Annotated in this window: 23 protein-coding genes; 11 read left to right on the forward strand and 12 right to left on the reverse strand. The window is 71.7% G+C overall.

Annotated features, from left to right (window positions below):
* Positions 1-3,322: CARDB domain-containing protein (locus ACFWNV_RS30550; protein WP_383953293.1), on the forward strand; the 3,322-nt coding region annotated here is incomplete at its 5' end.
* Between the two features lie 12 nt (positions 3,323-3,334).
* Here the strand turns inward: ACFWNV_RS30550 and ACFWNV_RS30555 are convergent.
* Positions 3,335-5,176, reverse strand: a complete 1,842-nt coding sequence (locus ACFWNV_RS30555; RefSeq protein ID WP_383953295.1) for a galactose oxidase-like domain-containing protein — start codon at positions 5,174-5,176, stop codon at positions 3,335-3,337.
* 215 nt (positions 5,177-5,391) lie between these two features.
* On the opposite strand from ACFWNV_RS30555, the gene ACFWNV_RS30560 reads away from it, so the two are divergent.
* Positions 5,392-6,063 carry a DUF4360 domain-containing protein gene (locus tag ACFWNV_RS30560; RefSeq protein WP_383953297.1) on the forward strand — a complete coding sequence of 224 codons (672 nt, stop codon included), beginning with the start codon at positions 5,392-5,394 and terminating at the stop codon, positions 6,061-6,063.
* 102 nt (positions 6,064-6,165) lie between these two features.
* Here the strand turns inward: ACFWNV_RS30560 and ACFWNV_RS30565 are convergent, their stop codons facing one another.
* Positions 6,166-6,522: a DUF6204 family protein gene (locus ACFWNV_RS30565; protein WP_383953299.1), complete on the reverse strand. Its 357-nt coding sequence runs from the start codon at positions 6,520-6,522 to the stop codon at positions 6,166-6,168.
* Positions 6,523-6,771: 249 nt separating this feature from the next.
* On the opposite strand from ACFWNV_RS30565, the gene ACFWNV_RS30570 reads away from it, so the two are divergent.
* Positions 6,772-6,999 carry an acyl-CoA carboxylase subunit epsilon gene (locus tag ACFWNV_RS30570; RefSeq protein ID WP_383953301.1) on the forward strand — a complete coding sequence of 76 codons (228 nt, stop codon included), beginning with the start codon at positions 6,772-6,774 and terminating at the stop codon, positions 6,997-6,999.
* A gap of 163 nt (positions 7,000-7,162) precedes the next feature.
* On the opposite strand, the gene ACFWNV_RS30575 is transcribed toward ACFWNV_RS30570, so the two are convergent.
* Positions 7,163-8,797 (reverse strand): FAD-dependent oxidoreductase, encoded by a 1,635-nt coding sequence (locus ACFWNV_RS30575; RefSeq protein ID WP_383953303.1) that lies wholly within the window; start codon positions 8,795-8,797, stop codon positions 7,163-7,165.
* A gap of 286 nt (positions 8,798-9,083) precedes the next feature.
* Between ACFWNV_RS30575 and ACFWNV_RS30580 the strand changes: the two genes are divergently transcribed.
* The 7 genes from ACFWNV_RS30580 to ACFWNV_RS30610 all read left to right on the forward strand — a co-directional run bounded on the left by ACFWNV_RS30580 (position 9,084) and on the right by ACFWNV_RS30610 (position 14,402).
* Positions 9,084-10,205 carry a SchA/CurD-like domain-containing protein gene (locus tag ACFWNV_RS30580; protein WP_383953305.1) on the forward strand — a complete coding sequence of 374 codons (1,122 nt, stop codon included), beginning with the start codon at positions 9,084-9,086 and terminating at the stop codon, positions 10,203-10,205.
* A 119-nt stretch (positions 10,206-10,324) separates the two neighbouring features.
* The gene (locus ACFWNV_RS30585; RefSeq protein ID WP_243333070.1) at positions 10,325-10,771 is read left to right on the forward strand and encodes a cupin domain-containing protein; all 447 of its coding nucleotides are present in this window, start codon (positions 10,325-10,327) and stop codon (positions 10,769-10,771) included.
* A complete protein-coding gene (locus ACFWNV_RS30590; RefSeq protein WP_383953307.1) occupies positions 10,768-12,051 on the forward strand; it encodes a beta-ketoacyl-[acyl-carrier-protein] synthase family protein in 1,284 nt (427 codons plus the stop codon). Before ACFWNV_RS30585 ends, ACFWNV_RS30590 begins: the two co-directional genes overlap by 4 nt.
* Positions 12,048-13,283, forward strand: coding sequence for a ketosynthase chain-length factor (locus ACFWNV_RS30595; protein WP_383953309.1), 1,236 nt, complete (start codon positions 12,048-12,050; stop codon positions 13,281-13,283). Before ACFWNV_RS30590 ends, ACFWNV_RS30595 begins: the two co-directional genes overlap by 4 nt.
* An 18-nt stretch (positions 13,284-13,301) precedes the next feature.
* Positions 13,302-13,559: a phosphopantetheine-binding protein gene (locus tag ACFWNV_RS30600; RefSeq protein ID WP_250743221.1), complete on the forward strand. Its 258-nt coding sequence runs from the start codon at positions 13,302-13,304 to the stop codon at positions 13,557-13,559.
* A 1-nt stretch (position 13,560) separates the two neighbouring features.
* Complete coding sequence (locus ACFWNV_RS30605; RefSeq protein ID WP_383953311.1) at positions 13,561-14,040, forward strand: SRPBCC family protein; 480 nt, start codon at positions 13,561-13,563, stop codon at positions 14,038-14,040.
* Between the two features lie 20 nt (positions 14,041-14,060).
* Positions 14,061-14,402, forward strand: coding sequence for a TcmI family type II polyketide cyclase (locus tag ACFWNV_RS30610; RefSeq protein WP_383953313.1), 342 nt, complete (start codon positions 14,061-14,063; stop codon positions 14,400-14,402).
* A 99-nt stretch (positions 14,403-14,501) separates the two neighbouring features.
* Here ACFWNV_RS30610 and ACFWNV_RS30615 read toward each other — a convergent pair whose 3' ends face one another.
* The 7 genes from ACFWNV_RS30615 to ACFWNV_RS30645 all read right to left on the reverse strand — a co-directional run bounded on the left by ACFWNV_RS30615 (position 14,502) and on the right by ACFWNV_RS30645 (position 23,448).
* On the reverse strand, positions 14,502-15,920 hold the full coding sequence (locus ACFWNV_RS30615) for a GH1 family beta-glucosidase (RefSeq protein ID WP_383953315.1): 1,419 nt from the start codon (positions 15,918-15,920) through the stop codon (positions 14,502-14,504).
* An 81-nt stretch (positions 15,921-16,001) separates the two neighbouring features.
* Positions 16,002-16,835: a carbohydrate ABC transporter permease gene (locus ACFWNV_RS30620; RefSeq protein WP_383953317.1), complete on the reverse strand. Its 834-nt coding sequence runs from the start codon at positions 16,833-16,835 to the stop codon at positions 16,002-16,004.
* On the reverse strand, positions 16,832-17,731 hold the full coding sequence (locus tag ACFWNV_RS30625; RefSeq protein ID WP_383953319.1) for a carbohydrate ABC transporter permease: 900 nt from the start codon (positions 17,729-17,731) through the stop codon (positions 16,832-16,834). The genes ACFWNV_RS30620 and ACFWNV_RS30625 overlap by 4 nt, the downstream gene beginning before the upstream one ends.
* 3 nt (positions 17,732-17,734) lie before the next feature.
* On the reverse strand, positions 17,735-19,054 hold the full coding sequence (locus ACFWNV_RS30630) for an extracellular solute-binding protein (protein WP_383953321.1): 1,320 nt from the start codon (positions 19,052-19,054) through the stop codon (positions 17,735-17,737).
* Between the two features lie 179 nt (positions 19,055-19,233).
* Positions 19,234-20,286 (reverse strand): LacI family DNA-binding transcriptional regulator, encoded by a 1,053-nt coding sequence (locus ACFWNV_RS30635; RefSeq protein ID WP_383953323.1) that lies wholly within the window; start codon positions 20,284-20,286, stop codon positions 19,234-19,236.
* A 157-nt stretch (positions 20,287-20,443) separates the two neighbouring features.
* Positions 20,444-21,952, reverse strand: a complete 1,509-nt coding sequence (locus tag ACFWNV_RS30640) for a glycoside hydrolase family 64 protein (protein ID WP_383953325.1) — start codon at positions 21,950-21,952, stop codon at positions 20,444-20,446.
* A gap of 20 nt (positions 21,953-21,972) precedes the next feature.
* Positions 21,973-23,448, reverse strand: coding sequence for a glycoside hydrolase family 16 protein (locus ACFWNV_RS30645; protein ID WP_383953327.1), 1,476 nt, complete (start codon positions 23,446-23,448; stop codon positions 21,973-21,975).
* A gap of 318 nt (positions 23,449-23,766) precedes the next feature.
* Here ACFWNV_RS30645 and ACFWNV_RS30650 point away from each other — a divergent pair, with 318 nt between their 5' ends.
* Positions 23,767-24,603, forward strand: a complete 837-nt coding sequence (locus ACFWNV_RS30650; protein ID WP_383953329.1) for a serine protease — start codon at positions 23,767-23,769, stop codon at positions 24,601-24,603.
* Between the two features lie 55 nt (positions 24,604-24,658).
* On the opposite strand, the gene ACFWNV_RS30655 is transcribed toward ACFWNV_RS30650, so the two are convergent.
* Together ACFWNV_RS30655 and ACFWNV_RS30660 are read right to left on the reverse strand one after the other, a co-directional pair.
* Entirely contained in the window at positions 24,659-25,294 is a 636-nt protein-coding gene (locus ACFWNV_RS30655; protein ID WP_383953331.1) for an RDD family protein, read from the reverse strand.
* Between the two features lie 282 nt (positions 25,295-25,576).
* On the reverse strand, positions 25,577-26,230 hold the full coding sequence (locus tag ACFWNV_RS30660) for a fasciclin domain-containing protein (RefSeq protein WP_383953333.1): 654 nt from the start codon (positions 26,228-26,230) through the stop codon (positions 25,577-25,579).
* Positions 26,231-26,462 lie beyond the last annotated feature (232 nt).

The raw sequence follows: 26,462 nt of genomic DNA on the forward strand, positions 1-26,462 counted from the left end.
GCCCGGCACCTTCGCGGCCGCCGCGGGCGGACCCAACATCGCCCTGGGCAAGTCGGTCAGTGCGAGCGGATCCCTCGGCGGATACGGGGCACCGGGGGTCACCGACGGCAACCAGGGCTCGTACTGGGAGGGGCCCTCGGGAACCTTCCCGACCTGGGTGCAGGTGGACCTCGGCAGCAGCGTCTCCGTCGACCAGGTGGTGCTGAAGCTGCCCGCCGGGTGGGAGACGCGCACCGAGACGCTGACCGTGCAGGGCAGCACCGACGGGAACACCTTCACCACCCTGTCCGCCTCGGCCGGCCGGGTGTTCAACCCCGCCCAGTCCAACACGGTGACCCTCGGGTTCGGTGCGGCGACGGTCCGCTTCGTGCGGGTCAGCGTCACCGCCAACTCCGGCTGGCAGGCCGCGCAGATATCCGAACTGGAGGTGTACTCCGCCAACGGCACGGGTGATCCCGGCGATCCCGGAGACCCGGGTACGCCGCCCCCCGTCGGCGTGAACCTCGCCAAGGGCAGGCCCATCGAGGCCTCCTCCACCACCCAGTCGTTCGTCGCGGCCAATGCCAACGACGACAGCGTCACCAGCTACTGGGAGGCGGGCGGCCAGCAGTCCACGCTGACCGTGAAGCTCGGCTCCAACGCCGACGTCACCGGAGTGGTCCTCAAGCTCAATCCCGACCCGGCCTGGGGCAACCGCACCCAGAGCTTCGAGGTCCTGGGCCGTGAGCAGTCGGCGAGCGGGTTCACCACCCTGAAGGCCCGCGCCGACTACGCGTTCAGCCCCGGCGGCAACCAGAACACCGTGACGGTCCCCGTCACCGGCCGCCTCGCCGACGTCCAGCTGAAGTTCTCCGGCAACACCGGGGCCGGCGGCGGCCAGGCCGCCGAGTTCCAGGTCATCGGCGCCGCCGCCCCGAACCCGGACCTGACGCTCACGGACCTCGCCTGGTCCCCGGCCGCCCCCTCCGAGAGCGACGCCGTCACGGTCAACGCGACCGTCCGCAACGCCGGTACGGTCGCCTCCCCGGCCACCACCGTCAACGTCAGCCTCGAAGGAGCGGTCGCGGGCAGCGCCCCGGTCGGCGCGCTCGCGGCCGGAGCCTCGGCCACCGTCCCGGTCTCCGTGGGCAAGCGTCCGATGGGCAGCTACACCGTCTCCGCCGTCGTCGACCCGGCCGGGACCGTACCCGAGCAGAACGACACCAACAACAGCCGCACGGCCGCCGCGAAGCTCGTCGTCGGCCAGGCACCGGGCCCCGACCTGGAGGCCCTCTCCATCACCAGCAACCCGGCCAACCCGGCCGTGGGCGCCCCGGTCTCCTTCACCGTGGCCGTACGCAACCGGGGCACCGCCGCGGTCGGCGCGGGCACCATCACCCGGCTGGTCGCCGGAGCCACCACGCTGAACGGCCCCACCCCGGCGATCGCCGCCGGTGAAACCGTCAACGTGCCGATCAACGGGACCTGGACGGCGGTCAGCGGCGGAGCCACCCTCACCGCCACCGCCGACGGGACCGGCCTCGTCGCCGAGACCAACGAGACCAACAACAGCGTCTCCCGCGCCGTGGTCGTCGGCCGCGGGGCGGCGCTCCCGTACACCGAGTACGAGGCGGAGGCGGGCAGTTACACCGGCGCCCTGCTGCAGAGCGACGCCAAGCGCACCTTCGGGCACACCAACTTCGCCACCGAGTCCTCGGGCCGCGAGTCCGTACGCCTCACCTCGGCCGGCCAGTACGTCCAGTTCACCTCCACCAACCAGGCCAACTCCATCGTCGTGCGCAACTCGATCCCGGACGCCGCGACCGGCGGCGGAGCCGACGCCACGATCAGCCTGTACGTCAACGGCAGCTTCGCCCAGAAGCTGAACCTCTCCTCGAAGCACAGCTGGCTCTACGGCAGCACCGACAGCCCCGAGGGCCTGACCAACACCCCCGGCGGCGACGCCCGCAGGCTCTTCGACGAGTCCCACGCCCTGCTCGCGCAGAGCTACCCGCCCGGCACCACCTTCCGCCTCCAGCGCGACGCGGGCGACACGGCCTCGTACTACGTCATCGACCTGATCGACCTGGAGCAGGTGGCCCCCGCGGCGTCCAAGCCCGCCGAGTGCACCTCGATCACCGACTACGGTGCGATCCCGAACGACGGCATCGACGACACGCTCGCCATCCAGAAGGCCGTGACGGCGGACCAGAACGGGCAGATCGCCTGCGTCTGGATCCCGCAGGGCCAGTGGCGCCAGGAGCAGAAGATCCTCACCGACGACCCGCTGAACCGGGGCCAGTTCAACCAGGTGGGCATCAGCAACGTCTCCATCCGCGGAGCGGGCATGTGGCACTCCCAGCTCTACACCCTGACCGAGCCGCAGAACGCGGGCGGCATCAACCACCCGCACGAGGGCAACTTCGGCTTCGAGATCGACGACAACACCCAGATCTCCGACATCGCCATCTTCGGTTCCGGCCGGATCCGCGGCGGCGACGGCAACGCCGAGGGCGGCGTGGGCCTCAACGGCCGCTTCGGCAAGAACACCAAGATCACCAACGTGTGGATCGAGCACGCCAACGTCGGTGTCTGGGTCGGCCGCGACTACGACAACATCCCGGCCCTGTGGGGACCCGGCGACGGCATCGAGTTCAACGGCGTGCGGATCCGCGACACCTACGCCGACGGCATCAACTTCGCCAACGGCACGCGCAACTCCACCGTCTTCAACTCCTCCTTCCGCACGACCGGTGACGACGCCCTCGCGGTGTGGTCCAGCAAGTACGTGAAGGACCAGTCCGTCGACATCGGGCACGACAACCACTTCCGCAACAACACCATCCAGCTGCCGTGGCGCGCCAACGGCGTCGCCATCTACGGCGGTTACGGCAACACCATCGAGAACAACCTGATCTACGACACCATGAACTACCCCGGCATCATGCTGGCGACCGACCACGACCCGCTGCCCTTCTCCGGGCAGACCCTGATCGCGGGCAACGGCCTCTTCCGGACCGGCGGCGCGTTCTGGAACGAGGACCAGGAGTTCGGCGCGATCACCCTGTTCCCGTCCAACCTCCCGATCCCCGGCGTGGTCATCCGCGACACCGACATCCACGACTCCACCTACGACGGAATCCAGTTCAAGACCGGCGGCGGGGTCATGGCCGACGTCAAGATCACGAACGTGACCATCGACAAGTCCAACAACGGGTCCGGAATCCTGGCCATGGGCGGAGCGCGCGGCAACGCCACCCTGTCCAACGTCACCATCACCGGATCCGCCCAGGGCAACATCCTGATCGAACCCGGATCGCAGTTCCTGATCAACGGGGGCTGACGGCGCGCGGGTTCACCGCTTGCCGAGCTTGATCCACTTCGCCGTACCGGGCACGCCCCGGGCGTCGAGGAGGAAGAGCATGTAGTACCCGGGCGGGGCGTCGGCCGCAGTGGCCGGCGCCCTCAGCCCGATCGTCCGGCCGCGGACACCGGTCAACCGCAGCTCCAGGTGGCGCTGGCTGGTGTTCACCGCGTGGGTGACGGTGGTCGGCGCCAGCAGGACGGCGCGCCGCACCTGCGGGGCCGTCGAGCTCTCGACCGAGAACTCCGCGTCGTGGGCGATCTCGCCCGCCGGGACCCGGTCCAGCACGGGCCGGGCTCCCCGGTGCAGGTAGGACGGCTCGTAGATCTCGATCGAGCCGTCCATCCCGTCCTTGATGTCCGGGTCGTTGGCGATCTGCTGGAGCTCGTCCCCGGTGACCATGACCCGGCCGTCCGGCAGCACCAGGGCATTGGAGTGGTAGCCCCGCGGCAGCCGCTGGGCCGGCCCCAGCCGCCACCGGCCGTCCGCACCCCGCAGCTCGGTCCGGCGGAACTTCAGGTCCGCCTTCGGGTTGAACGGCCCGAACCCGTAATCCCTGGTGTCCTTCGCCCCGTTGACCGTCAGCAGCGCGCCGTCCGGCAGGATCAGCGTGTCGTCCTGGGTCCGGCCGAAGGCGCGCGGTTCCTCCGTGGTCCAGGCGCCGCCCGAGAGCCGGTAGGTGCTCGGGTCGAGAGCGTCCCCGCCAAGGACGAGGATCGAGTCGGGTCCGCGGAACCCCGCCGGCAGCGGCACGGCGGAGCCGTAGCCCCGGAAGTCGGCGGGCCGTCTGGGCAGGTCCGTACGGGTCTGCGCGCCCGGGTCGAAGAGCCACTGCTGATCGGCGTCGCGCCCCAGGCCGTAGATCATGCCGTCGCGCAGCGAGAACAGGTGCGGGTAGTCGTTGCGGAAGGGCGCGTCGGAACGCATCCGCTCCACGGAGACGTCCAGCGGGATGTCGTACGGGCGCCAGGGCACCGGCCGCCCCAGCGCGGGGAACCGCTCCACCACCGGCGTGGGCGTCCCCGTACCGCGCTCCGACTGGCCCGACATGATGATCTGGCGGCCGTCCGCCCCGGTCACCACCGACGGGTACCAACGGCCCACCGCCATGTCGCGGTTGCGGTACCAGCCCTCGGTCCACGGGTCGAAGACGAAGGAGAGCTTCGCCCCGCTGCCGCCCTTGCCGCCCGTGTTGCCGCCGAACACCCCCAGCATCCCGTTCGGGAGGAAGGAGTGCCCGGCGCAGAAGAACGGAGCCGGGCGCGGGGCGTGCGTACCGTCGGGCATCAGCACGACGGGCGGGGTGACCTTCTTGAAGGCCCGGGCGCCGGAACCCTTCGCCGGATCCCACAGGTAGGCGCGACCCGCGTTCGTCGGCCCGATGCGGTCGGTGGGGCCGGTCTCCTTGGTGGGGTCGGTCTCCACCCGGGAGAAGGAGAAGAGCAGCACCTTGCCGGTGGGCAGCTGGGCGACGTGCACGCCGAAGTCGGGGGAGGGGAAGTACTCGGCGAACCGTCCCGAAACCGCCGCCTCGAGAGCGGAGTTGGCCTCGCGCTGCGAGGCCGCGAGCGAAGCCAGGCTCGCACTGCGCCGGGACTGCGGGTATTCCGCGGCGCCCTTGGACGCCCGGCGCAGCTCGGCGTGGGCGCGCGCGTGTCCGGCGCCGATCACGGCGGCCTCGGCCGCGTCGGCCCCGCCGGTACCGCCGGTCACCTCGGCCCCGCCGTCCGTGTCGTGTCGCGGCGCCCCTGCGGCGGGTGGTGCGGTCGCGAGGACCAGAGCGCAGACGACCGCCGTCGCGGAGAGCAGGGCGGACCGGTGCAGGCGGCGCATGGGGCTCCTCGGCGCGGGCGGTTCCGTAGGGCGCTCATCATAGGAAATACCGGGAGGAATCGGTCGACCCCACGGGCTCGGCTTTCCGCCGATGAGCCGTTCGGCCCTGCCCGAAGCGCTGCCCGAACGTTTCTGCGGTGAAAGGGCCCGGCCATCGGAGTGAGTCCGCGCACCCGTGCACCGATCACCCCGGTACGGACCGCTTCCATGGCCGGGTGATCAGAACACTGCGTACCGCGCTCGGCACCGCCCTCGCGACCGGCGGCCTCCTCGCCCTCCTGCCCGTCTCCGCCGCCGGGGCGGCGGGCGGCCCCGGGGCTCCCTCCGCGCCGGAGGAGCGGGTGACCGTCGACGTCGCCACGGTCAACGGCTCGGGCTGCCGGCCGGGCAGCGCCACCGTCGCCGTGGCCGAGGACAACTCGGCCTTCACCGTCACCTACAGCGAGTACCTGGCCATGGCGGGCGGGAACAGCGCCCCGACCGACGGCCGCAAGAACTGTCTGCTCTCCCTGCTCGTGCACGTCCCGCAGGGGTACACCTACGCCGTCGCCCAGGTGGACTACCGGGGATTCGGCAGCCTCCAGCCGGGCGCCGTCGGCACCCAGAAGGCCAGCTACTACTTCCAGGGCATGAAGCAGACGGACTACCGCACCCACAAGTTCCAGGGCAGGCTCGAAGACAACTGGCAGGCCTCCGACACCACCGGCATCGAGGCCCTGGTCTTCGCCCCCTGCGGAGAACAGCGCAACTTCAACATCAACACCGAGCTGCGCGCCGAGGTGGGCACCTCGGACCCGGCGAAGACCAGCTACATGGCCCTCGACTCCACCGACGGCAGCATCAACAGCGTCTACCACTTCTCCTGGAAGAAGTGCCAGGCCCGCTGACCCGGCCCGGCGCACGCCCCGCGGGCGGCCGTGCCAGGGCGTGTCCGCAAAGTGGCGCCGAGGCAGGCGGGACTTTGCGGACACGCCCGAGGGGGCTCCCGCTCAGGAGTCCCCCCGCGCGGCCGCCTGCCGCTGCCGCTTGCTCAAGGGCGCCAGCGTGAGGTCCTGGGCCTGCGAGCGGATCCGCTTGAAGCCGTACCCGTGCTCCGTCAGCCAGGTCTCCGCGGCGAGCTCGGCGTGCGCGGTCGCGTCCAGGATGTCCTCCTCCGCCTCGCCCTCGGCCAGGAAGCGGAAGGTGAAGGAGGGCCGGGCCACGTCGTACGTGAGGTGCCCCTCGGGAGTGAACTCGGCCTTCAGGATGTCGTGCCGGGCCGCGTCCGCGAGGAGGGCCGCGCGCTGCTCTTCGGTGAGTCCGTCGAAGGACCCCCGGACGGTGATGCGGAAGGTGCGGGTGCTCATCCCCCGACCCTATGCCGCTGCCAGATCCGGACGCACCGGGATTTCTGGCGGCCCGCCACTCCGACGGCCCAATCACCGCGCGCCCGCGCGCGGCCCGGTGTCACCCGGTCGGCGCGGCTGCGACCTGGGCTTTCGTGCAACTGCCCGGCGTGCCGGGCGTGTCGCGCCCCGCTAGCGTCGGCAGCGTCCGGAGTCCTTGGATTCCGCGAGGGGGGGTCCTGCTATCCGCCTGTGCGAGAGGCCGAGCCGATGCTGAAGGACGCTCCGATAGCCCAGATGGCCCCGATCACCAGCCTGCTCCGCGTGGAGAAGGGCGTGGCAGCCCCCGAGGAACTCGCCGCGATCGCGGTGGTCGTCGCCTGCTTCGCCCGCCGCAACTCCGCCTGCGCGGACACGGCCCCCGCCGGGACCGCCCGCCGCCGGCGCCCCCCGCACCACGGCTCCGGCTGCTGGGCGGGCTGCTGGGCCTGCGGCTGACACGGACCGGCACGAGTCCGCAGGCACGCTCCGCAGGCACGCTCCGCCGGTACGAGTCCGCCGGTACGAGTCCACCCGCACGCTCCGCCGGCACCCATGAACGCCCCTGCCCCCGGCCCGCTTACGGGCCGGCGGCAGGGGGACCACTCGGCGTACGGGCCGCTCAGGCCCGGCGCAGCACCGCGGACAGCGCCTCGGTCAGCGCGGCCTCGGGGTCGGCCGCCGCCCCCTCGGAACGCCACGCGACGAACCCGTCGGGGCGCACCAGCAGGGCGCCGGCTTCCGACAGCTCGTGCACCCCGGTCCAGTCGGCACCGTCCTCCTGGATCAGGTCCGCCCCCCGGGCGGAGCCGATGGAGTAGGCGTCCACCTTCGCGGACAGCCGCTCGGCCACCCGCCCGGCCGCCTCGCGCCACGGCGAGCCCGCGCCGCAGAGCAGCACGAACGAGCGCTCGTACAGGTCCAGCGTCGACACCCGCTCGCCGTCGGCCCGCTTCAGCCACATGTGCGGAGCCCGGGTGCCCGGGTCGCCCTTCATGCGCATCCCCTCCGGGATGACCGGCCGGTCCGGTGAGCCGCCGACGAACGCCCCGCTGGGGTACGCGTACGCCATCGCGGTCGTCATGACCCCGCTGCCCGGTCCGCCGCCCATGGTCGGCGGCGGCGCGTACCCCGGGTGGCTGTGCTCGGCCGAACGGGCCGAGGCGCGCGCCGCGGTCGCCAGGGCCACCGGATGCCGCTCGGCCTGGTAGGTCTCCAGCAGGCCGAGGCCCGCCGACCCGTTCAGCACCGCGGCGATCTTCCACGCCAGGTTGTGCGCGTCCTGGATGCCGGTGTTGGAACCGAAGGCACCGGTGGGGGACATCTCGTGGGCCGCGTCCCCTGCCAGGAACACCCGGCCGGACGCGTACCGCTCCGCGATCCGTTCGGCCGCGTGCCACGGCGCCTTGCCGTTGATCTCCACGTCCAGGTCGGGCACGCCGATCGCGGCCCGGATCTGCTCCGCGCACCGTTCCTCGGTGAAGTCCTCCAGGGTCTCGCCCCGGTCCGGGTGCCACGGGAGGTGGAAGACCCACTGGGTCTCGTTGTCCACCGGCAGCAGGGCCCCGTCCGCACCCGGCTTCATCAGGTAGCAGACGATGAACCGCAGGTCGCCCAGCACCTCGACGAGCTGCCGCGAGCGGAAGGTCACGCTGACGTTGTGGAACAGCTCGCCGGCCCCGGTCTGGGGGATGCGCAGCTGCTCGCGCACGGGGCTGCGCGGACCGTCCGCCGCGATCAGGAAGTCGGCGCGCACGGTGATGTGCTCACCGGTCTCCCGGTCCTTGACCAGCGCGTTCACGCCGGTCTCGTCCTGGTCGAAGCTCATCAGCTCCGTCGAGAAGCGCACGTCGGCGCCCTGGGCGCGGCTCTGCGCGGCGAGGATCGGCTCGATGTTGTTCTGGCTGCACACGCACCAGGCGCTGGGGCTGAACTTGCTCAGCGCGCCGGCCGGGTCGATCGCCTTGACCAGCCAGTTGTGGTCGCCGCCGAGCAGGGACTGCGTCTGCAGGATGCCGTTGTTGTTCTCCAGCGCGGACGCCGCCCGGCGGATGGCACCCTCCACCCCGGCGACCCGGAACAGCTCCATGGTCCGGGCGTTGATTCCGCGCCCGCGCGGGTGGTCGGAGGTACCGGCGTGCTTCTCCACTACCAGGTGCCTGATGCCGTGGCGGCTCAGGAACAGCGAGGTGGACAGACCCACGAGGGAGCCGCCCACGACGAGAACCGGTACGCGAACATCTGCCGTGTCTTCCATCAGCTGCGAGCTCCTGAATTCTGTGTGGGGGGAGTGCACTCTTTTATGCCCCCGATCGCCGGCCAAGCCCATGAGATACGCCGGTTGTCACCCGCTTGATCCGGAGATGTAGCGGTACGTCCGCACCCGGATGACGATGAGCGACAGCGGTTCCCCCGAAGACACGCCGGCCTGCCGTCCCCGCGACGGCCGCCGGTCCGGGGCGGTCACCGCCGATGACGGACGAGGGTCCGTACGCGATGAACACCCCCGCCCTCCACCGGGGCCCTCACGAAGGAGTGAGCAGATGACGACCACCCTGTCCGAACGGGTGTCACAGTCCGCCTTCGACGGATCCATGCTCAGGGTCGTCCTGCTGATGGACCTCCACGAAGGAGCCCAGCAGCGGTTCTTCGAGGCGTACGAGCAGCTGCGCCACGACATCGCGTCCGAACCGGGCCACATCAGCGACCAGCTCTGCCAGTCCTTCGAGAACCCCTCGCAGTGGCTCATCACCAGCGAGTGGGAGAGCGCCCCGCAGTACCTCGCCTGGGTCAACAGCGAGCACCACGCCGAGCAGGTGCGGCCGCTCGGTGCCTGCGCCCGCGCCATGCGCCCGCTCAAGTACACCGTCCTGCGCGAGACCGGCCGCGGCTACCAGGACGCCCAGCGCCCCACGGGCGCCCGGCTCCAGGAAGCGCCCCGGCTCGGCGCCGGCATCGTGCGCCACGCCCTGACCTTCACGGTCAAGCCCGGCAGCGAGAAGGACGTCGCCGCGCTCCTCTCCAGCTACGCCTCCCCGGAGGCGAAGGTGGACGGACACACCCGGCTCCTGCGGACCTCGCTGTTCATGCACGGCAACCGGGTCGTGCGTACGGTGGAGGTCCGCGGCGACCTGATGGCCGCCCTGCGGCACGTCTCCGAGCAGCCCGAGGTACGGGCCGTCGAAGAGGCCATCAACCCCTACCTGGAACAGGACCGCGACCTCGGCGACCCCGAGTCCGCCCGGATGTTCTTCATGCGGGCCGCGCTCCCCGCCGTCCACCACGTCGCCGCGCGCGAGGCCGGCGCCACCGACCGCCCCGACGTACGGCGCCACGCGCTGTTCTACCCGGCCAAGCCCGGCTGCGGACCGGCGCTGGCCCGGTTCCTCGCCCGGCAGGACGAGGAAGCCGCCCACCGGGCCGACGCCCCGACCGTGAGCAGCAGCATCTTCCAGCGCGACGACACCGTCGTACGCCTCATCGACGTGCGCAGCCCGCACGGCGCCGGGCTGGAGACCGCCTTCGGCGTCAAGGGAGCGCGCAAGGCGGCCGTCCTCGCCCGTCTGATGGCCGGCCCCGTCAACGGGGCCGAGGGGGCCGCCGCGTCCGCGGTCCGCCACACCATGAGCCTGATCACCGACCGCCGGGCCCCCGCCGAGAGCTGAAGCGCAGCGGCATTCCCCACCGGCCCCCACCCGGACCCACCCCACCCGGACCTTCCCCACCCGGACCCCCCACCCACCAGCCCCGTCCAGGCTCCCCACTGCCAGGAGGAACCCCCGCCATGACCAGACAACGCCCACCGCACATCGTGGACCTCAGCGAGACGCAGCCCAACACGCGGCGCGGCGGCGACCTGAGGGCCGTCCTCACACCGACCTCGGTGGGCTGCACCAGCGGCTTCATGGGCCTGGCCGTCATGGCGCCGGGCGAGCACATCGCCGAGCACTACCACCCGTACTCCGAGGAGTTCGTGTACGTGGTCGCCGGCGAGCTGGAGGTCGACCTCGACGGCGAGGCCCACCCGCTCCTCACCGACCAGGGACTCCTCGTCCCGATGAACGTGCGCCACCGCTTCCGCAACGTCGGCGGCACCGAGGCCCGCATGGTCTTCCACCTCGGACCGCTCGCCCCGGACCCCAAGCTCGGGCACGTGGACACGGAGGAGGCCGTCCACCCGGAGGGCTCCGCATGGGAGCGGCCCCCGGACCGCGCGGGAGCGGTCTCGTGACCCGCCGACGCGTGGCCGTCACCGGGGTCGGCGTCGTCGCCCCCGGTGGGATCGGCGCCTCCGCCTTCTGGGAGCTGCTCTCCAACGGGCGTACGGCAACCCGCGGCATCACCCTCTTCGACCCGACCGGCTTCCGCTCCCGGATAGCCGCGGAGGTCGACTTCGATCCCGCCGCACACGGCCTCGGCACTGAGGAGGCGGCCCGCGCGGATCGGTACATCCAGTTCGCCCTGGTCGCCGCCGCCGAAGCCGTGCGCGACGCCGGACTCGACCTCACCAGCGACCAGGCCTGGCGCACCGGCGTCTCCCTCGGCACCGCCGTGGGCGGCACCACGCGCCTGGAGCACGACTACGTGGCCGTCAGCCAGTCGGGCGACTGGTGGGACGTGGACCACCGGCTCGCCGCGGCCCACCTCCACCGCGCCTTCACCCCGGCGACCCTGGCATCCGCCGTCGCGGAGAAGACGGGAGCACGCGGCCCGGTACAGACCGTCTCCACCGGCTGCACCTCCGGACTCGACGCCATCGGCTACGCCTTCCACTCGATCGCCGAGGGCAAGATGGACGTCTGCATCGCCGGCGCTTCCGACTCGCCCGTCTCGCCGATCACCGTGGCCTGCTTCGACGCCATCAAGGCCACCTCGCCCAACAACGACGACCCCGCCCACGCCTCCCGGCCCTTCGACGCCGACCGTGACGGGTTCGTCCTCGGCGAGGGCGGCGCCGTCCTCGTCCTGGAAGAGCTGGAACACGCCCGCGCGCGCGGCGCGACCGTCTACTGCGAGATCGGCGGCTACGCCACCTTCGGCAACGCCCACCACATGACGGGCCTGACCACCGAGGGCCTGGAGATGGCCCGCGCCATCGAAACCGCCCTCGCCCAGGCCCGCACCGACGCCCGCGAGATCGACTACGTCAACGCGCACGGCTCCGGGACCAAGCAGAACGACCGCCACGAGACGGCGGCGGTCAAGAAGGTCCTCGGAGACCACGCCTACAAGACGCCGATGACCTCCATCAAGTCCATGGTGGGGCACTCCCTCGGCGCCATCGGGGCGATCGAGCTGGCCGCCTGCGTCCTGGCGATGACCCACCAGGTCGTCCCGCCCACGGCCAACTACGAGACCCCCGACCCGGAATGCGACCTGGACTACGTCCCGCGCGTCGCCCGCGAGCGCAAGCTGCGCAACGTGCTCTCCGTCGGCAGCGGCTTCGGCGGCTTCCAGTCCGCGGTCGTCATGACCCGCCCCGACGAGCGCAAGAAGGAGGTGGTCTCGTGAGCGTCCGTACGGTCATCACGGGCATCGGAGTCGTCGCACCCAACGGCATCGGCGCCGAGGCCTTCTGGAAGGCCACCGAGTCGGGTGCCTCGGTCCTGGGCCGCGTCACCCGCGAGGGCTGCGAACACCTCCCGCTCCGCGTGGCGGGCGAGGTACGCGGCTTCGACCCGGCCTCGATGGTCGAGGAACGCTACCTCGTCCAGACCGACCGCTACACCCACCACGCCCTCGCCGCGGCCGACCTCGCCCTGGAGGACGGCCGGCTCGGCCGGGCCGACTACGAGGACGACCCCTTCTCCGTCGGCGTGGTCACCGCCGCCGGATCGGGCGGCGGCGAATTCGGCCAGCGCGAGCTGCAACACCTCTGGGGCCAGGGACCGCGCTACGTCGGCCCCTACCAGTCCATCGCCTGGTTCTACGCGGCCAGCACCGGGCAGATCTCCATCCGCCGGGGCCTCAAGGGCCCCTGCGGGGTCGTCGCAGCCGACGAGGCCGGCGGACTCGACGCCTTCGCACACGCCGCCCGGGCCATCCACCAGGGCAGCAGGGCCATGCTCGTCGGAGCCACCGAGGCGCCCCTGGCCCCGTACTCCATCGTCTGCCAGCTCGGCTACGAGGCCCTGAGCACCCACGACGACCCGGAGCGGGCCTACCGGCCCTTCACCGACAAGGCCTGCGGCTTCGTACCCGCCGAGGGCGGCGCGATGTTCCTGGTCGAGGAGGAGCGGGCCGCCCGCGACCGCGGCGCCTCCGTACGGGCCCTGCTGGCCGGGCACGCGGCGACCTTCACCGGCCCGCACCACCCCGACCGGGCCGACGCCTCCGCCGAGGGCCTGGCCCACGCGATCACGGGCGCCCTGCGGGAGGCGGGCTGCGCCCCCGAGGAGGTCGACGTGGTCTTCGCCGACGCACTCGGCACCCCGGAAGCCGACCGGGCCGAGGCGGCCGCGATCGTCTCCGCCCTCGGCGCACACGGGCGCAAGGTGCCGGTCACGGCGCCCAAGACCGGGACGGGCCGGGCCTACTGCGCCGCCCCCGCCCTCGACACCGCCGCCGCAGTGCTCGCCCTGGAGCACGGCATCGTCCCGCCCACGCCGAACGTGTTCGACGTGTGCCACGACCTCGACGTGGTGACCGGCAGCGCCCGCCCGGCGCAGCTGCGCACCGCGCTCGTACTGAGCCGGGGCCTGATGGGCTCCAACGCCGCGCTCGTCATCAAGATCCCCTCCTAAAGACAGAAGGAGCCGCTCATGTCCGAACGACTGACCGTCGAGGAGCTGGCCGCCCTGATGAAGTCCGGGGCCGGCATCACCGTGGACCCGGCCGACATGAAGAACCGCCCGGACTCCCTGTTCGACGACTACGGGCTCGACTCGCTGGGCCTGCTCGGCATCGTCGGCCTGCTGGAAAACCAGCGCGGCCGGGCCCTGCCCACCGACGCGGACCGCTGCAAGACCCCCAAAGAGTTCCTCGACCTCGTCAACACCAGCCTGATGACCGGAGCTTGAGATGGCAGGACACACCCAGAACGAGATCGTCGTCAAGGCGCCCATGGACACCGTGTGGGAGATGACCAACCATCTCCCCAGCTGGCCGGCGCTGTTCAGCGAGTACGCCTCGCTGGAGATCCTGGAGGAGGACGGGCCCACCACCCGCTTCCGCCTGACGATGCACCCCGACGAGAACGGCACCGTGTGGAGCTGGGTCTCCGAACGCACCCCCGACCCCGCCAGCCGCACCGTGCGCGCCCGCCGGGTCGAGACCGGCCCGTTCGAGCACATGGACATCCACTGGCAGTACTTCGAAGTACCCGGCGGCACCCGGATGGTGTGGACCCAGGACTTCGCGATGAAGCCGCAGGCACCCGTCGACGACGACTGGATGACCGCGAACATCAACCGGAACTCCAAGATCCAGCTGGAACTGATCAGGGAGAAGATCGAACAACGCGAACGCGAGAGCCGCACGCCCGCGGCCAGCCGCGTCTGACACGAAAGGCAGCACACCGGATGCACCGCGCACTCATCGTGGCCCGCATGGCGCCGCAGTCCGCCCCCGACATCGCCGAGCTCTTCGCGGCCTCGGACGCGGGCGAGCTGCCGCACCTCGTCGGGGTCACCCGCCGCAGCCTCTTCCAGTTCGGCGACGTGTACATGCACTTCATCGAGTCCGACCGGCCCCCCGGTCCGGCCATCGCCGAAGTGACCGGCCACCCCGAGTTCCGGGACCTCAGCGACCGGCTCACCGCCTACGTCAGCCCGCACGACCCGGAGACCTGGCGCAGCCCCAAGGACGCCATGGCCCAGGAGTTCTACCGCTGGGAACGTCCGGGCGCCTCCCGCACGGGCTAGCCGCACGGGCTCGCCGTACGGAGGACCCGCGCGACCGGCAGGCCTCGGGCCCCGCACCCACCCGGGTGCGGGGCCCGCCCGCGTGCGCCCGGGCCCGCCTCAGGGCGCCAGGCCGCCCCGGGCGATGACGTCCGCGTACCAGCGCGCGCTGTCCTTGGGCGTGCGCCGCTGCGTGGCGAAGTCCACGTGGACGATCCCGAACCGCTTGCCGTAGCCGTACGCCCACTCGAAGTTGTCCAGCAGCGACCACACGAAGTAGCCGCGCACGTCCGCGCCGTCCGCGATCGCCCGGTGCACCGACTCCAGATGGCCGCGCAGGTAGGCGATCCGCTCCGGATCGCGGACCTCCCCGTCGGGGCCCACCCGGTCCGCGTACGCCGCACCGTTCTCCGTGATCACCAGCGGAACCCCGGGCAGCTCCTCGCGCAGCCGCGCCAGCAGCTCGGACAGCCCGTCCGGATCCACCGGCCAGTCCATCTCCGTACGGGGACCGGGCGCCGGCAGGAACCGTACGCGGCCCTCCGCCCCGGGCCAGGGGGACGGAGCCCGCTCCGCTGCGGGTCCGCCCGGACCGGCCGCCGCGACCACCGTGGGGGAGTAGTAGTTCAGCCCCAGCCAGTCGAGCGGCTCGGAGGCCGCCGCCAGATCGCCGTCGCGCACGAACGACCAGTCCGTGAGCCCGGCGGTGTCGCGGACGAGGTCCGGCGGCAGCCGCCCGTGGAACACCGGGTCGAGGAAGATCCGGTTCCCCACGGCGTCGATGCGCCGCGCCGCGTCCCGGTCGGCGGCCGTGTCCGTCAGCGGCCGCACCGCGTGCAGATTGAGCGTCAGCGAGACCTCCGCCGACCCGGGCAGCGCCGCGCGCAGTGCCCGTACGCCCAGCCCGTGGGCCAGATTGAGGTGGTGGGCGGCCCGCAGGGCGGCGGCCGGCTCGGTGCGGCCGGGCGCGTGCACCCCCGCCGCGTAGCCGAGGAAGGCCGCGCACCAGGGTTCGTTGAGGGTGGTCCAGCTCGCCACCCGGTCCCCGAGCGCCTGCGCTACGAGGCCGGCGTACTCGGCGAACCGCTCCGCCGTGCCCCGCTCCGGCCAGCCGCCGCGGTCCTCCAGTTCCTGCGGCAGGTCCCAGTGGTAGAGGGTGGCCACGGGCCGGATGCCCGCCTCCAGCAGCGCGTCCACCAGCCGCCGGTAGAAGTCGAGCCCCCGCTGCACGGCGGGGCCCCGACCGGTGGGCTGCACCCTCGGCCAGGCCACCGAGAAGCGGTAGTCGCTCACGCCGAGCCGGCTCATCAGGCCCACGTCCTCGGCCATCCGGTGGTAGTGGTCGGCGGCCGTGTCCCCGGTGTCGCCGCCCAGCACCTTGCCCGGGGTGTGGCTGAAGGTGTCCCAGATCGAGGGGCCCCGTCCGTCCAGCGCGGCCGCGCCCTCGATCTGGTAGGCGGCCGTCGCCGTGCCCCACCGGAACCCGGGGGGAAAGCGGAGCGCGGCCCCCGCGGAGGGGGACGCGTCGACAGTGGTCATGAAGGCACTCCTGTAGAGGGGGAGAGGGACGGGGAGAGGGGCGGGGAGACGGGGCGGAAGGTGAGGCGCGGCGAGCGGGCCTCAGCCCTTGACCGCGCCCTGCATGATGCCGCCCACGATCTGCCGCCCCAGCAGACCGAAGACCAGTAGCACGGGCAGGGTCCCGAGCAGCGTGCCCGCCATGATCACGGACTGGTCGTGCACGTAGCCGCCGCCCAGCTGGCGCAGCGCCACCTGCACGGTCGGCTCCTGCGAGGACAGCGCCACCACCGGCCAGAAGAAGTCGTTCCAGGCCGTCATGAAGGTCAGCAGACCGAGCACGGCCATGGCCGGCCGGGCCACCGGCACCACGATCGACCAGAAGATCCGGGCGTACGAGGCCCCGTCGACCCGGGCCGCCTCGATCAGCTCGTCGGGCAGGGACTGCGCGAGGAACTGCCGCATGAAGAACACGCCGAAGGCGGAGACCAGCCCGGGCAGGACCACGGCCTGGAGCTCGTTCACCCAGTGCAGCTTCACGATCAGCATGAACAGCGGGATCACACCCAGCTGCGGCGGGATCATCATCGACGCGACCACGGCGCCGAGCAGCGCGCCGCGCCCCCGGAACCGGAGCTTGGCGAAGGCGAAGCCGGCGAGCGTGGAGCAGAGCACGGTGCCCACGGTGATCGCGCTCGACACGATCAGCGAGTTGAGCAGCGCCTTTCCGATGTCCGCCTCGTCCAGGACCGCCTGGAGGTTGGCCGCGAGCCTCGGACCGGGAAGGAGCGAGGGCACGGGCCGGGCCATGTCGGCGTTCGAGCGGCTCGCCGCGACCAGGGTCCAGTACAGCGGGAAGGCGGACACCAGGACCGCGACGACCAGCACCGCGTAGGTCAGCCGGCCGCCGTGGCGGGCGACGGGAGAGGAGCTCACCGGCCGGCCTCCTTGAGGGAACGGCGGCGCACGAGCAGGGCGTTGGCCCCGACCAGCGCCACGATCAGCAGGAACATCACCCAGGCGATGGCCGCGGCCCGGCCCAGGTGGAAGAAGCCCCAGCCCTGCTCGTACATGTAGAGCCCCAGGGTCTGGTACTGGTGCGAGATGCCCCCCGACACGGAGCCCTCGAAGAGCAGCGGCTCACCGAAGAGCTGGGTGGCGCCGATGGTGGAGACCACCACCGTGAAGACGATGGTGGGCCGCAGCCCCGGCAGGGTCACGTGCAGGAACTGCCGCCACTTGGACGCCCCGTCGACCTCGGCCGCCTCGTACAGCTCGGCCGGGATGGACTGCATCCCCGCCAGGTATATCAGCGTGTTGTAGCCGGTCCAGCGCCACACCACGATGGTCGAGACGGCGATCTGCGAGGCGGCCGTCCCGGTCTGCCAGTCCACGGGGCTCAGACCCACCGCGTCCAGCACGGTGTTGACGAGTCCGAAGTCCCGTCCGAAGAGCTGCGCGAAGATCAACGAGGCCGCGGCCACCGAGGTGGCGTACGGCAGGAGCAGTGCGGTGCGGAAGAAGGTCCGGGCCCGCAGCCGGTAGTTGAGGAGGTGGGCCAGGCCGAGCGCGATCAGCAGCTGTGGCACGGTCGACAGTGCGCCGATGGTGACGGTGTTGCGCAGGGCCGTCCAGAAGAACGGATCGGAGAACAGGGCGGTGTAGTTGTCCAGGCCGCGCCACTCCATCTCGCCGGGGTTCTGCAGCTCGACGCGGTAGACGGAGACGTACGCCGTGTAGAGGAGCGGGAACAGCCCGAAGGCGGCGAAGAGCGTGAAGAAGGGAGCGATGAAGGCGTACGGGGCGGCGCCCCTGCGGGAGGTACGGGTCACGGCTCAGCCCAGGGCGTTCTTGACGGCCTTCTTCGCGTTCGACCAGGCCGTATCCGGCGACGTGCCCTTGCGCTCCACCTCGCTCAGCGCGTTGGTGATCTGGTCCGCGATGTCCTTGTCGTACACGCCGAGCACCTGGACCGGGGCCTGCTCGGCCGCCTCGCCGAAGATCTGCCCGATGGGGGCGTCCGAGAAGTACGGGTCCTTGGCGTCCGCGATCTGTCCGATGGCCTTCACGGCCGAGGGGAAGTTGCCCTGCTTGCGGAAGAGCTTGGTCTGCTGCTCGGGCGCGGTCAGCCACTTCACCAGCTCGTAGGCCTCCTTCTTGTGCTGCGCGGCCCGCGGCACGGCGAGGTAGGAGCCGCCCCAGTTGCCGGCGCCGCCGGGCAGTTTCGCCACGTCCCACTTGCCCTTGCCCGACTCGCCGGCCTGCCCCTTGATGTAGCCGAGCATCCAGGCGGGGCAGGGCATCGTGGCGAAGGAGCCGGAGGAGAAGGCCTGGTTCCACGGCGGTGACCACTGGTCCAGCTTGGCGCTGAGCCCGTCCGCCGCGGCCCTGACCGAGGCGTCCCAGGCGGACTTCACCGCGGGGCCGTTCTCGTAGATCAGCGCACCCGAGGCGTCGTAGTACCGCTCCTTCGCCTGGCCGACCATGACCGAGTTCAGGCTCGCCACGCTGTCCAGCCAGGCGCTGCCGGCCGGGGCCTTGGCCTTGTACTGCCGGCCGAGCTCCAGGTAGCCGTCCCAGGTGGCCCACCGGGTGGCCAGTTCCGCACGGTCGGTGGGCAGGCCCGCCGCCTTGAACAGGTCGCTGCGGTAGCACATGGCCTCGGGGCCGACATCGGTCCCGAGACCGAGGACCTTGCCGTCCTTCGTCGTCGCCGCGGCCCACTTGGCGGTGGCGAACTCCCCCTGGAGCGAGGCCGCCCCGTACTCCTTGAGGTCCGCGAACTTGTCGGCCTGCTTCTGCGTCACCGAGGCTATGCGCCCCACTTCCAGGGCCTGGACGTCCGCCAGTCCGCCCCCGCCGGCCAGCCTGGTCTGGAGCGACTTCCAGTAGTCCTGCTCGTCCTCGGTGTCGGTCTGCTTGATCTTGACGTTCGGGTGGAGCTGCTCGTACTCGGCGTAGAGCCCGGCCTCCTGGTAGCCGAAGGCCCCGAACAGGTCCACGGTGAGCGTGACCTGACCGCCGCCGCCCGGGGCTCCGGAGGCGCCGGAACCCGCGTCGTCGCCGGAACCGCAGGCGGTCGTCAGGAGGGCCCCGGCGAGGGCGAGGGCGCCGAGGCGCAGGGGTGCTCTTCGGACGGCTCGGGAGATGGGCATGGTGCGGCCTCCTGCGGTGGGGCGGATTCGGCTCGGTTCTGAGAGCGCTCTCAAAGCGCGACTGGAGCGTGCACCCCGCACGGGCGTCCAGTCAAGAGCCGTGCGCCGGACGGCCGGGAATCACCCCTTCCGCCGCATGGCGAAAGGGAGTTGGGTCCCGCGGAGGGGGGAAGGGCGTCCTAGGCGGATCCGCGCACCACGAGTGAGGTGGGGGTGATCACGGATCCCGGGACCCGGTGCGATCCGAGGGCCGGGTCCAGGGACCGCAGCAGCAGCCGCACCATCAGCCGCCCCATGCCCTCGATGTCCTGGCGCACGGTCGTCAGCGGCGGATCGGTACCCTCCGCCACCAGCTCGGCGTCGTCGAAGCCGACCAGCGCCACGTCCTGCGGCACGGACCGGCCGCGCTCGCGCAGCACGCCCAGCGCGCCCGTCGCCATCAGGTCGTTCGCGGCGAACACCGCGTCGAGATCCGGGCAGCGCTCCAGCAGTTCCGCCATCGCCCGGGCTCCGCCCGCCGCGGTGAAGTCCCCCTCGGCGACCAGCGCCGGATCCGCGTCGAGCAGCACGTCCCGGTACCCGTCGAGCCGGTCGGTCGCCGAAGTCTGGTCCAGCGGCCCGGCGATGTGCGCGATCTGCCGCCGCCCCCGCGACAGCAGGTACCGTACGGCCTCGCGGGCACCCCCGCGGTTGTCGGCGTCGACGTACGACAGCGGACCGTACGGTGCGGCTCCGTCGGCCTGCCCGGTCCAGCCGGGCCGCCCGCCGTAGACGGTGGGCATGCCGATGCGGTGCGTGATCGCGGGCAGCGGGTCGTCGGTGTGCAGCGAGAACGCGAGCGCGCCGTCGACGTGACCGCCGGCCAGGTACCGCTCGATCCGGTCGTAGTCCCCGCGGTGCTCGACCAGGAGCAGCACCAACTGGGTGTCGTGCGCGGTCAGTTCCTTGCTGATGCCGCGGACCTGGCGGGAGAAGAACGGGTCGGAGAAGATCCGGATCTCCGGCTCGGCGATGATCACGGCGACCGCGCCGGTCCGCCGGGTGACCAGCGTGCGGGCCGCGTGGTTGGGCACGTAACCGAGGTCCACGATGGCCGCGCGGACCTTGTCCACCAGGTGCGCGCGCACTCCGTCGCCGCCGTTGACGACCCGGGACGCGGTGGCCCTGGACACCCCGGCGCGCGCCGCCACCGCTTCCAGGGTGGGCCGGCCGGCGGGAACCTGTTCGGCCACGGGCGCTCCTCGTGCGTGTCCGGGGGCGGCGGCCCGGGTTGTGGAGGCCCCGGCCCTGTCGGACAGCAGGGTAACCCGTACCGCCGGGAACGCTGAGAGCGCTCCCGGCGGTAGGGGCCTCATGGAAGGACCTCCCCACCCGGGTCCCGGCCGGTCCTCACCAGCCGATGCCGAGGGTGAGCCCGGTCGGGGGAGCGGCGTTGCCGAGGATCTGCACGGTGGACTGGTCGTTGACGTCGTCGTAGGGGAATCCGTACGCCCGGTGGTTCAGGCCCACGGAGTGGAAGAAGCCGGAGTAGTCGTTCGCGGCCGCAGCGCCGTAGTACGCGGCCGGGGAGTACCAGCGGGCGGTGTCCAGGGCGACGCCCCGGTTGAAGGCGGCGCAGAACTCCGCCCCGAGCTGCTTCTCGGTGTCGTTGCCCGAGGCCAGGGCCCCGGCGCAGGCCATGACGTCGGGCGAGGTGGGTTTGCGCAGGACGAAGGGGCCGGCGCCGTTCTTGGTGAAGGCGAGCGTGCTGCCGCTGACCCGCCCGGAGAAGGTCTCGCCGAGCCGGGTCAGGGTGAACGGCTGGGCGGTGTAGTGCGACCAGGCCTGGTCGATGGCGGCGGTGAGCTGGTTCTGCTGGGCGCCGCCCGCCAGGAAGAGGTCCGAGGAGCGCGGGGCGACGATCCGGTAGGCGTTCTGCAGCGGCCGGTAGGCGGCACCGACGGCTCCCGCGTACTGCTGCATGACCTGGGCGCGGGTGAGCGTGATGCCCTGGGTGGTGTCGTACCCGCTGGAGGTCTGGCGCAGCCGGGAGGTCATCGGGAAGCCGAACTGGTCGACCATGGTGGTGTTCCCGCCGAAGGCGACCTGCCCGTGGACGTACGTGTACTCGTACCAGTCGTAGTACACGTCGCTGTTGGGGTCGTTCGGGTTGCGCAGGTCGGGGCCGCCCCAGCCCTGGTCGTCCGGGGAGACCGGGAGGTACACGGGGGAGCCGAGGGAGACGTAGATCCGTCCGCCGCGGATCGATGCCGGGGAGGGCACGGTCCCGCCCACCTGGGCGAGGGTGAAGGACATGTTCGGGTAGCTGATCCCCTTCTTGACCAGGTGTCCGGGGGCGGCGGCGTCGAGGTGGCTGATGTGCGTCATGGAGCCGTCGGGCTTCATGTACGACCACTGGCCCGGGGTCACCTGGCCGAGGACCGTGACGTGGATCTGGGCGTCGGTGTAGGCGCCGCGGGTGTCGTTCCGGAAGGTGATCGGGAAGGTGCCGGTCCCGCCTCCGCCACCTCCGCCGGTTCCGTCGACGATGGCGGTGAAGTGCGGGGTGTCGTGGAGGGGCCCGCCCTTCTCGTACGTGAACCAGTACTCCAGGGTGGCGCCGGCGGTCAGCCCGGAGACGGCCTGCTGCCAGGTGCCGCCGCTGTTCGTCATGCGGAGGTTCTGCTGGCCGAGGCCCCCGCCCGGCAGGTAGTGGACGTCGACCAGGGCGGCCGGGGCGGTGGGCGTGAACCAGATCCGCACCGAGCCGGCGCCCTGGGCGGTGACGCCCTGGGTGTAGTCCGCGGCGGCGCGGGTGGGGGTGGGGGAGAGGAGGAGGGCGGCGACCAGGGCGAGGAGCGCGGTCAGCAGCAGGGCCGGGAGGGGGCGGGTGGGCAGTGGCGGGCGGGGCGTGTTCATGGGTGTGTTCCCCGGTCCCTTCAGTGTCCGAAGTCGAACCAGTTGAGGTTCACGTAGTCGGCCGGCTGGCCGCTGGTGAAGGTCAGGTACACGTCGTGCGTGCCGGTGACCCCCGAGATGTTCGCCGGTACGGTCCGCCAGCTCTGCCAGCCTCCCGTGCCGGCCACCGCGAAGCTGCCGATCGGCGCGTTCGTCCGGCTGTCGAGCCGGACCTCGACGAGCCCGCTCACCCCGCCGGCCGCGCCGCTCGCCACCCGCCCGTGGAACTGGGTCGCCGCCGTGGAGCCGAAGTCGACGCCCTTGTACTGGGCCCAGTCGCCGTTTCCGATCGTGGTGAGGTCCTGGCCGCCGCCGGTGTCCGTGGTGGTCTCCTTGGCCGTACCGGCCTGGCTGTCGTGGGACTCGGCCTGGATGGCGGCGTAGGCGTCGCGGTTGCCGGACGGGGGCGGGGTGGTGGGAGGGGTCGTCGGAGGCGTGGTGGGAGGCGTGGTGGGAGGCGTGGTGGGCGGGGTCGTGGGGGGAGTGGTGGGCGGGGTCGTGCCGCCCGTGGACTGCAGTACGGAGACGTAGTCGACCACCATGGGGTAGCCGGGCTGGGTTCCCGCGTCGGGGCCGCCGCCGAAGGCCGCCGGGAACTCCCCGCCCATGGCCACGTTCAGGATGATGAAGTAGCCGTGGTTGGTCGCATTGGTCCAGGTGGCGGCGTCCATCTGACTGGCGCGCACGGTGTGGAAGTTGACCCCGTCGAGGTAGAAGCGCATCTCCTCCGCCGCGGTGGAGCGGTCCCACTCCACCGCGTAGGTGTGGAAGCCGCCCTGGCAGGTGGTGCCGGTGCAGACGCGCTGGCCGCCGATGCCCGACTTCTCGTTGCACGGGCCGCCGGGGCTCGTGCCGCAGTGCATCGTGGCCCAGAGGTTGTTGATGCCCTGGACGTTCTCCAGGATGTCGAGCTCGCCGATGCCCGGCCAGTTCCACCAGTTGCCGCGGTAGGGCGCGCCCAGCATCCAGAACGCCGGCCAGTACCCCTTCGCGGCGGCGCCGGTGACGTCGGGCATCCGGATACGGGCCTCCGTGCGCAGCTTCCCGCCCGCCGGGGGCTGGAAGTCCGAGCGCTTGGTCTCGATCCGCCCGGAGGTCCAGTTGCCGGCGGCGTCGCGCCTCGGGGTGATGCGGAGGTTCCCCGCACCGTCGAGGGAGACGTTGGCGGTGCTCGCGGTCATCGTCTCGACTTCGCCGGTGCCGAAGCCGGCCGGGCCGCCGGGGTAGCTCGTACCGGTCGTGTACAGCCAGTCGGCCGTGTTCACCCCGGAGCCGGACGCCCCGTCGAACTCGTCCAGGAAGACCTGGGACCAGCCCGTCGGGACGGGCGGGGCGGCGGCGTTGGCGGGCAGGGTGACGACCGCGGCGGCCGCGGCCGCCACGGCCAGGGTGCTCAGCGCGGCGATGGCGGACCGCCGCCGGGCGGCCGGTCGTTTCCTGCCGGATATCAGGCGCATGGGTGCCCTCTCTGAGGCGGTGTGGGGGGAGTGGGGGGAGCGCTGGCCGGGCCCGGAGCGTTTTGAGAGCGCTCTCAAGACCTGCCGGTGGTCACTGTGCTCCCCGCCTCCGGGGCCGTCAAGGGATGGCGCGGGGAAACTCTCCGGGCCGCCGTCCGCCTATCGGGCGCCCGGTCGGCACCACAAGTGGAATTAAGGCCGTTCCCGCGAAAAGCCTGAACTACCCAGGCCCTCTTGTGAGTTGAGCGGCAGCTCCCAACAATGCGCATGACAACCGAAGGATCTTCGGTCGCATTGTCACCAGAGGGGAACCCCCACATGAACAAGCCTCTCGCCGGCGCCGCGTTCGCCCTGCTCCTCACCGGAGCGGCGGCCTCGCCGGCCGTGGCCCAGGCACCCCGGGACACGGTCACCCGGGCCGTCGCGGTCAACTTCGCCGGTACGGTCGCGCTCAGCAACTGCTCCGGCTCCGTCGTCCGCGTGCCCGGCTCGCTGCCGTCCGACCCGGCGCTCGTCCTGTCCAACGGCCACTGTCTGGAGTCCGGCATGCCGGCGGCCGGACAGGTCGTCAAGGACAAGGCGTCCAGCCGCTCCTTCTCGCTGCTGAACGCCTCGGGATCCAAGGTCGCGACGCTGCGCGCGAGCAAGATCTCGTACGCCACGATGACCGACACGGACATCTCGATCTACCAACTGACCAAGACCTACGCGCAGATCAGCAGCCAGTACGGCATCAGCGCGCTCACCCTGAACGACACCCACCCGGTGCAGGGGACCTCGATCAAGGTGGTGTCCGGGTACTGGAAGCGAACGTACAGCTGCAACGCCGACGGGTTCGCCTACCGCCTCAAGGAGGGCGAGTGGACCTGGAAGGACTCCCTGCGCTACACCTCGGCCTGCAACACCATCGGCGGCACCTCCGGCTCCCCGGTGATCGACACGGTGACGGGCAAGGTGGTCGCCGTGAACAACACGGGCAACGAGGACGGTGGTTCCTGCACGCTCAACAACCCGTGCGAGGTGTCCGAGAGCGGCGCCGTCACGGTCCGGCAGGGCATCAACTACGCGCAGCAGACGTACGTCATCGTCCCCTGCGTGGGCCCCGGCAACGCGATCGACCTGAACCGCCCCGGCTGCACGCTCCCCAAGCCGTAGCGTGAACGCGTCGGGGCCCGCCCGGAATCCGGACGGGCCCCGACGTCAGGACGTGTCAGCCCTTGGGAACCACGATGACGACGGTGCTGCACACCTTGTCGGCGAAGGTCTGCTTCTTGGCGTCCCACAGCGGCCACAGGAAGCCGAGGTAGCAGAGGAAGCCGTCCAGGAAGTGCGCCAGCTTGCGGACGAAGGCCATGCCGAAGCCGAGGGTGTTGCCGTCGGCCTCGCGGCGCAGGCTGATCCCGACGACCTTCTTGCCGATCGTCTGGCCGGTGGTGCCTTCCTTGTAGACCTGGAAGATGCCCATGCCGAGCGCGTAGAGCGTGAGGATCAGGCTGAAGATCGCGACGCCCGTCGAAGGCTCGCTGTCACCGGCGGTGACGACGCTCAGGAGGATCGTCGGGCCGGCGATGATCAGCAGGTCGAGGAGGTACGCGCCGACGCGCAGGCCCCAGTGCGCCAGCGGCGGCATTCCGGTGCCGGGCATGGGCGGCATGCCGGCCGGCGGGTACGCGCCGTACGGCTGCTGCGGGGGGACGCCGCCGGCGGGCTGCTGCGGGTACCCGTACTGCGGGGGGACACCCTGAGGCGCCTGCTGCGGGTAGCCGGGCTGGCCCTGCGGGTAGCCGGGCTGACCCTGCGGGGGCTGCTGCTGGCCGTAGGGGTTGTTCGGGTCGCCGAAGCTCATGGCGAAGTCTCTCCAGGGGTGTGGCGGGGACGAGCGGCCCGTGCGGAGGGACGTGGAACGAGCGGATTGCCCCCCTGCGCAGCCGCGAACTTGCGGGGCCATGGTGTTAGTAAGATCGGCCACTTGTCCAATCCGCCGCCCCGTGTGCCGACCAGGTGAGGGGTCGGTGCACACGGCATGGAGTCCCGGACCCTGAGGACGGGTCCGGGACTCCGGGGGCCACTTCGCTGACCGCTTCTACAACGACCGGCGTCCCTGCGGGTCACCGGTCCCGCGCCACTGCTACTTCGGCATCAGCACGGTGTCGACGATGTACACGGTGGCGTTCGCGGTCGGGACGTTGCCGCAGACCACGTTGGACGTGCCGTTGACCTTGTAGGACTCGCCCGAGCCGGCCGTGGTCACCTTCCCGGTCTCCAGCGTGTCGAACGAGCCGTTCTCCAGCTGCTTCGGCGTGAGCTTCTGGCCGACGACGTGGTACGTGAGGATCTTGGTGAGGGTGGCCTTGTCGGCGAGGACCTTGTCGAGGTCGGCCTTCGGGATCTTGGCGAAGGCGTCGTTGGTCGGCGCGAACACCGTGATGCCCTTGGCGTTGTTGAGGGTGTCGACGAGTCCGGCCTGCTTGACGGCCGCCACCAGGGTGGACAGCGCCGGGTTGTTGGACGCGGCGGTCGCGACCGGGTCCTTGGCCATCCCGTCGAAGCTGCCCGCGCCTTCCTTCGGGACACCGGCGCAGGCGGCGCCGAAGGGTCCGTCCGCCGTCATCGGAGCCGAGGCGTCCGCGGCGGGGGAGGAGGCGTCCGCGCTCGCCGCGGCGGCCGCACCGGAGGCCGAGTCCTTGCCGGAGTCGGAGTCGGAGCAGGCGGCCAGCGCGAAGGGCAGTACGGCTGCCGTGGCGACGGCGAGGGCGGTGCGGCGGAAACGAAGGGTGGTCATGGTGTTCTCCAGAAAATGGGTTGGTGCATACGGAAAGTCGAGTGCGCCGCCGCGCCGAGTGCGCCGCGCTCGACTGTCCTCCGGCTGATGCTCACGACCCTCATTCGGCGCCGGATCCCTCCCGGATGGGCCGGTCATCCGATCAAGTGAAGATCCGCAGGTGTGTTGACCGTTGTGAGGGGGTCCAGGGGGTCCAGGGGGCGCTGGGGGCCCTGGACGGCCCCCCGCACGC

This window comes from Streptomyces sp. NPDC058401 (assembly GCF_042722885.1).
Lineage (GTDB): Bacteria > Actinomycetota > Actinomycetes > Streptomycetales > Streptomycetaceae > Streptomyces.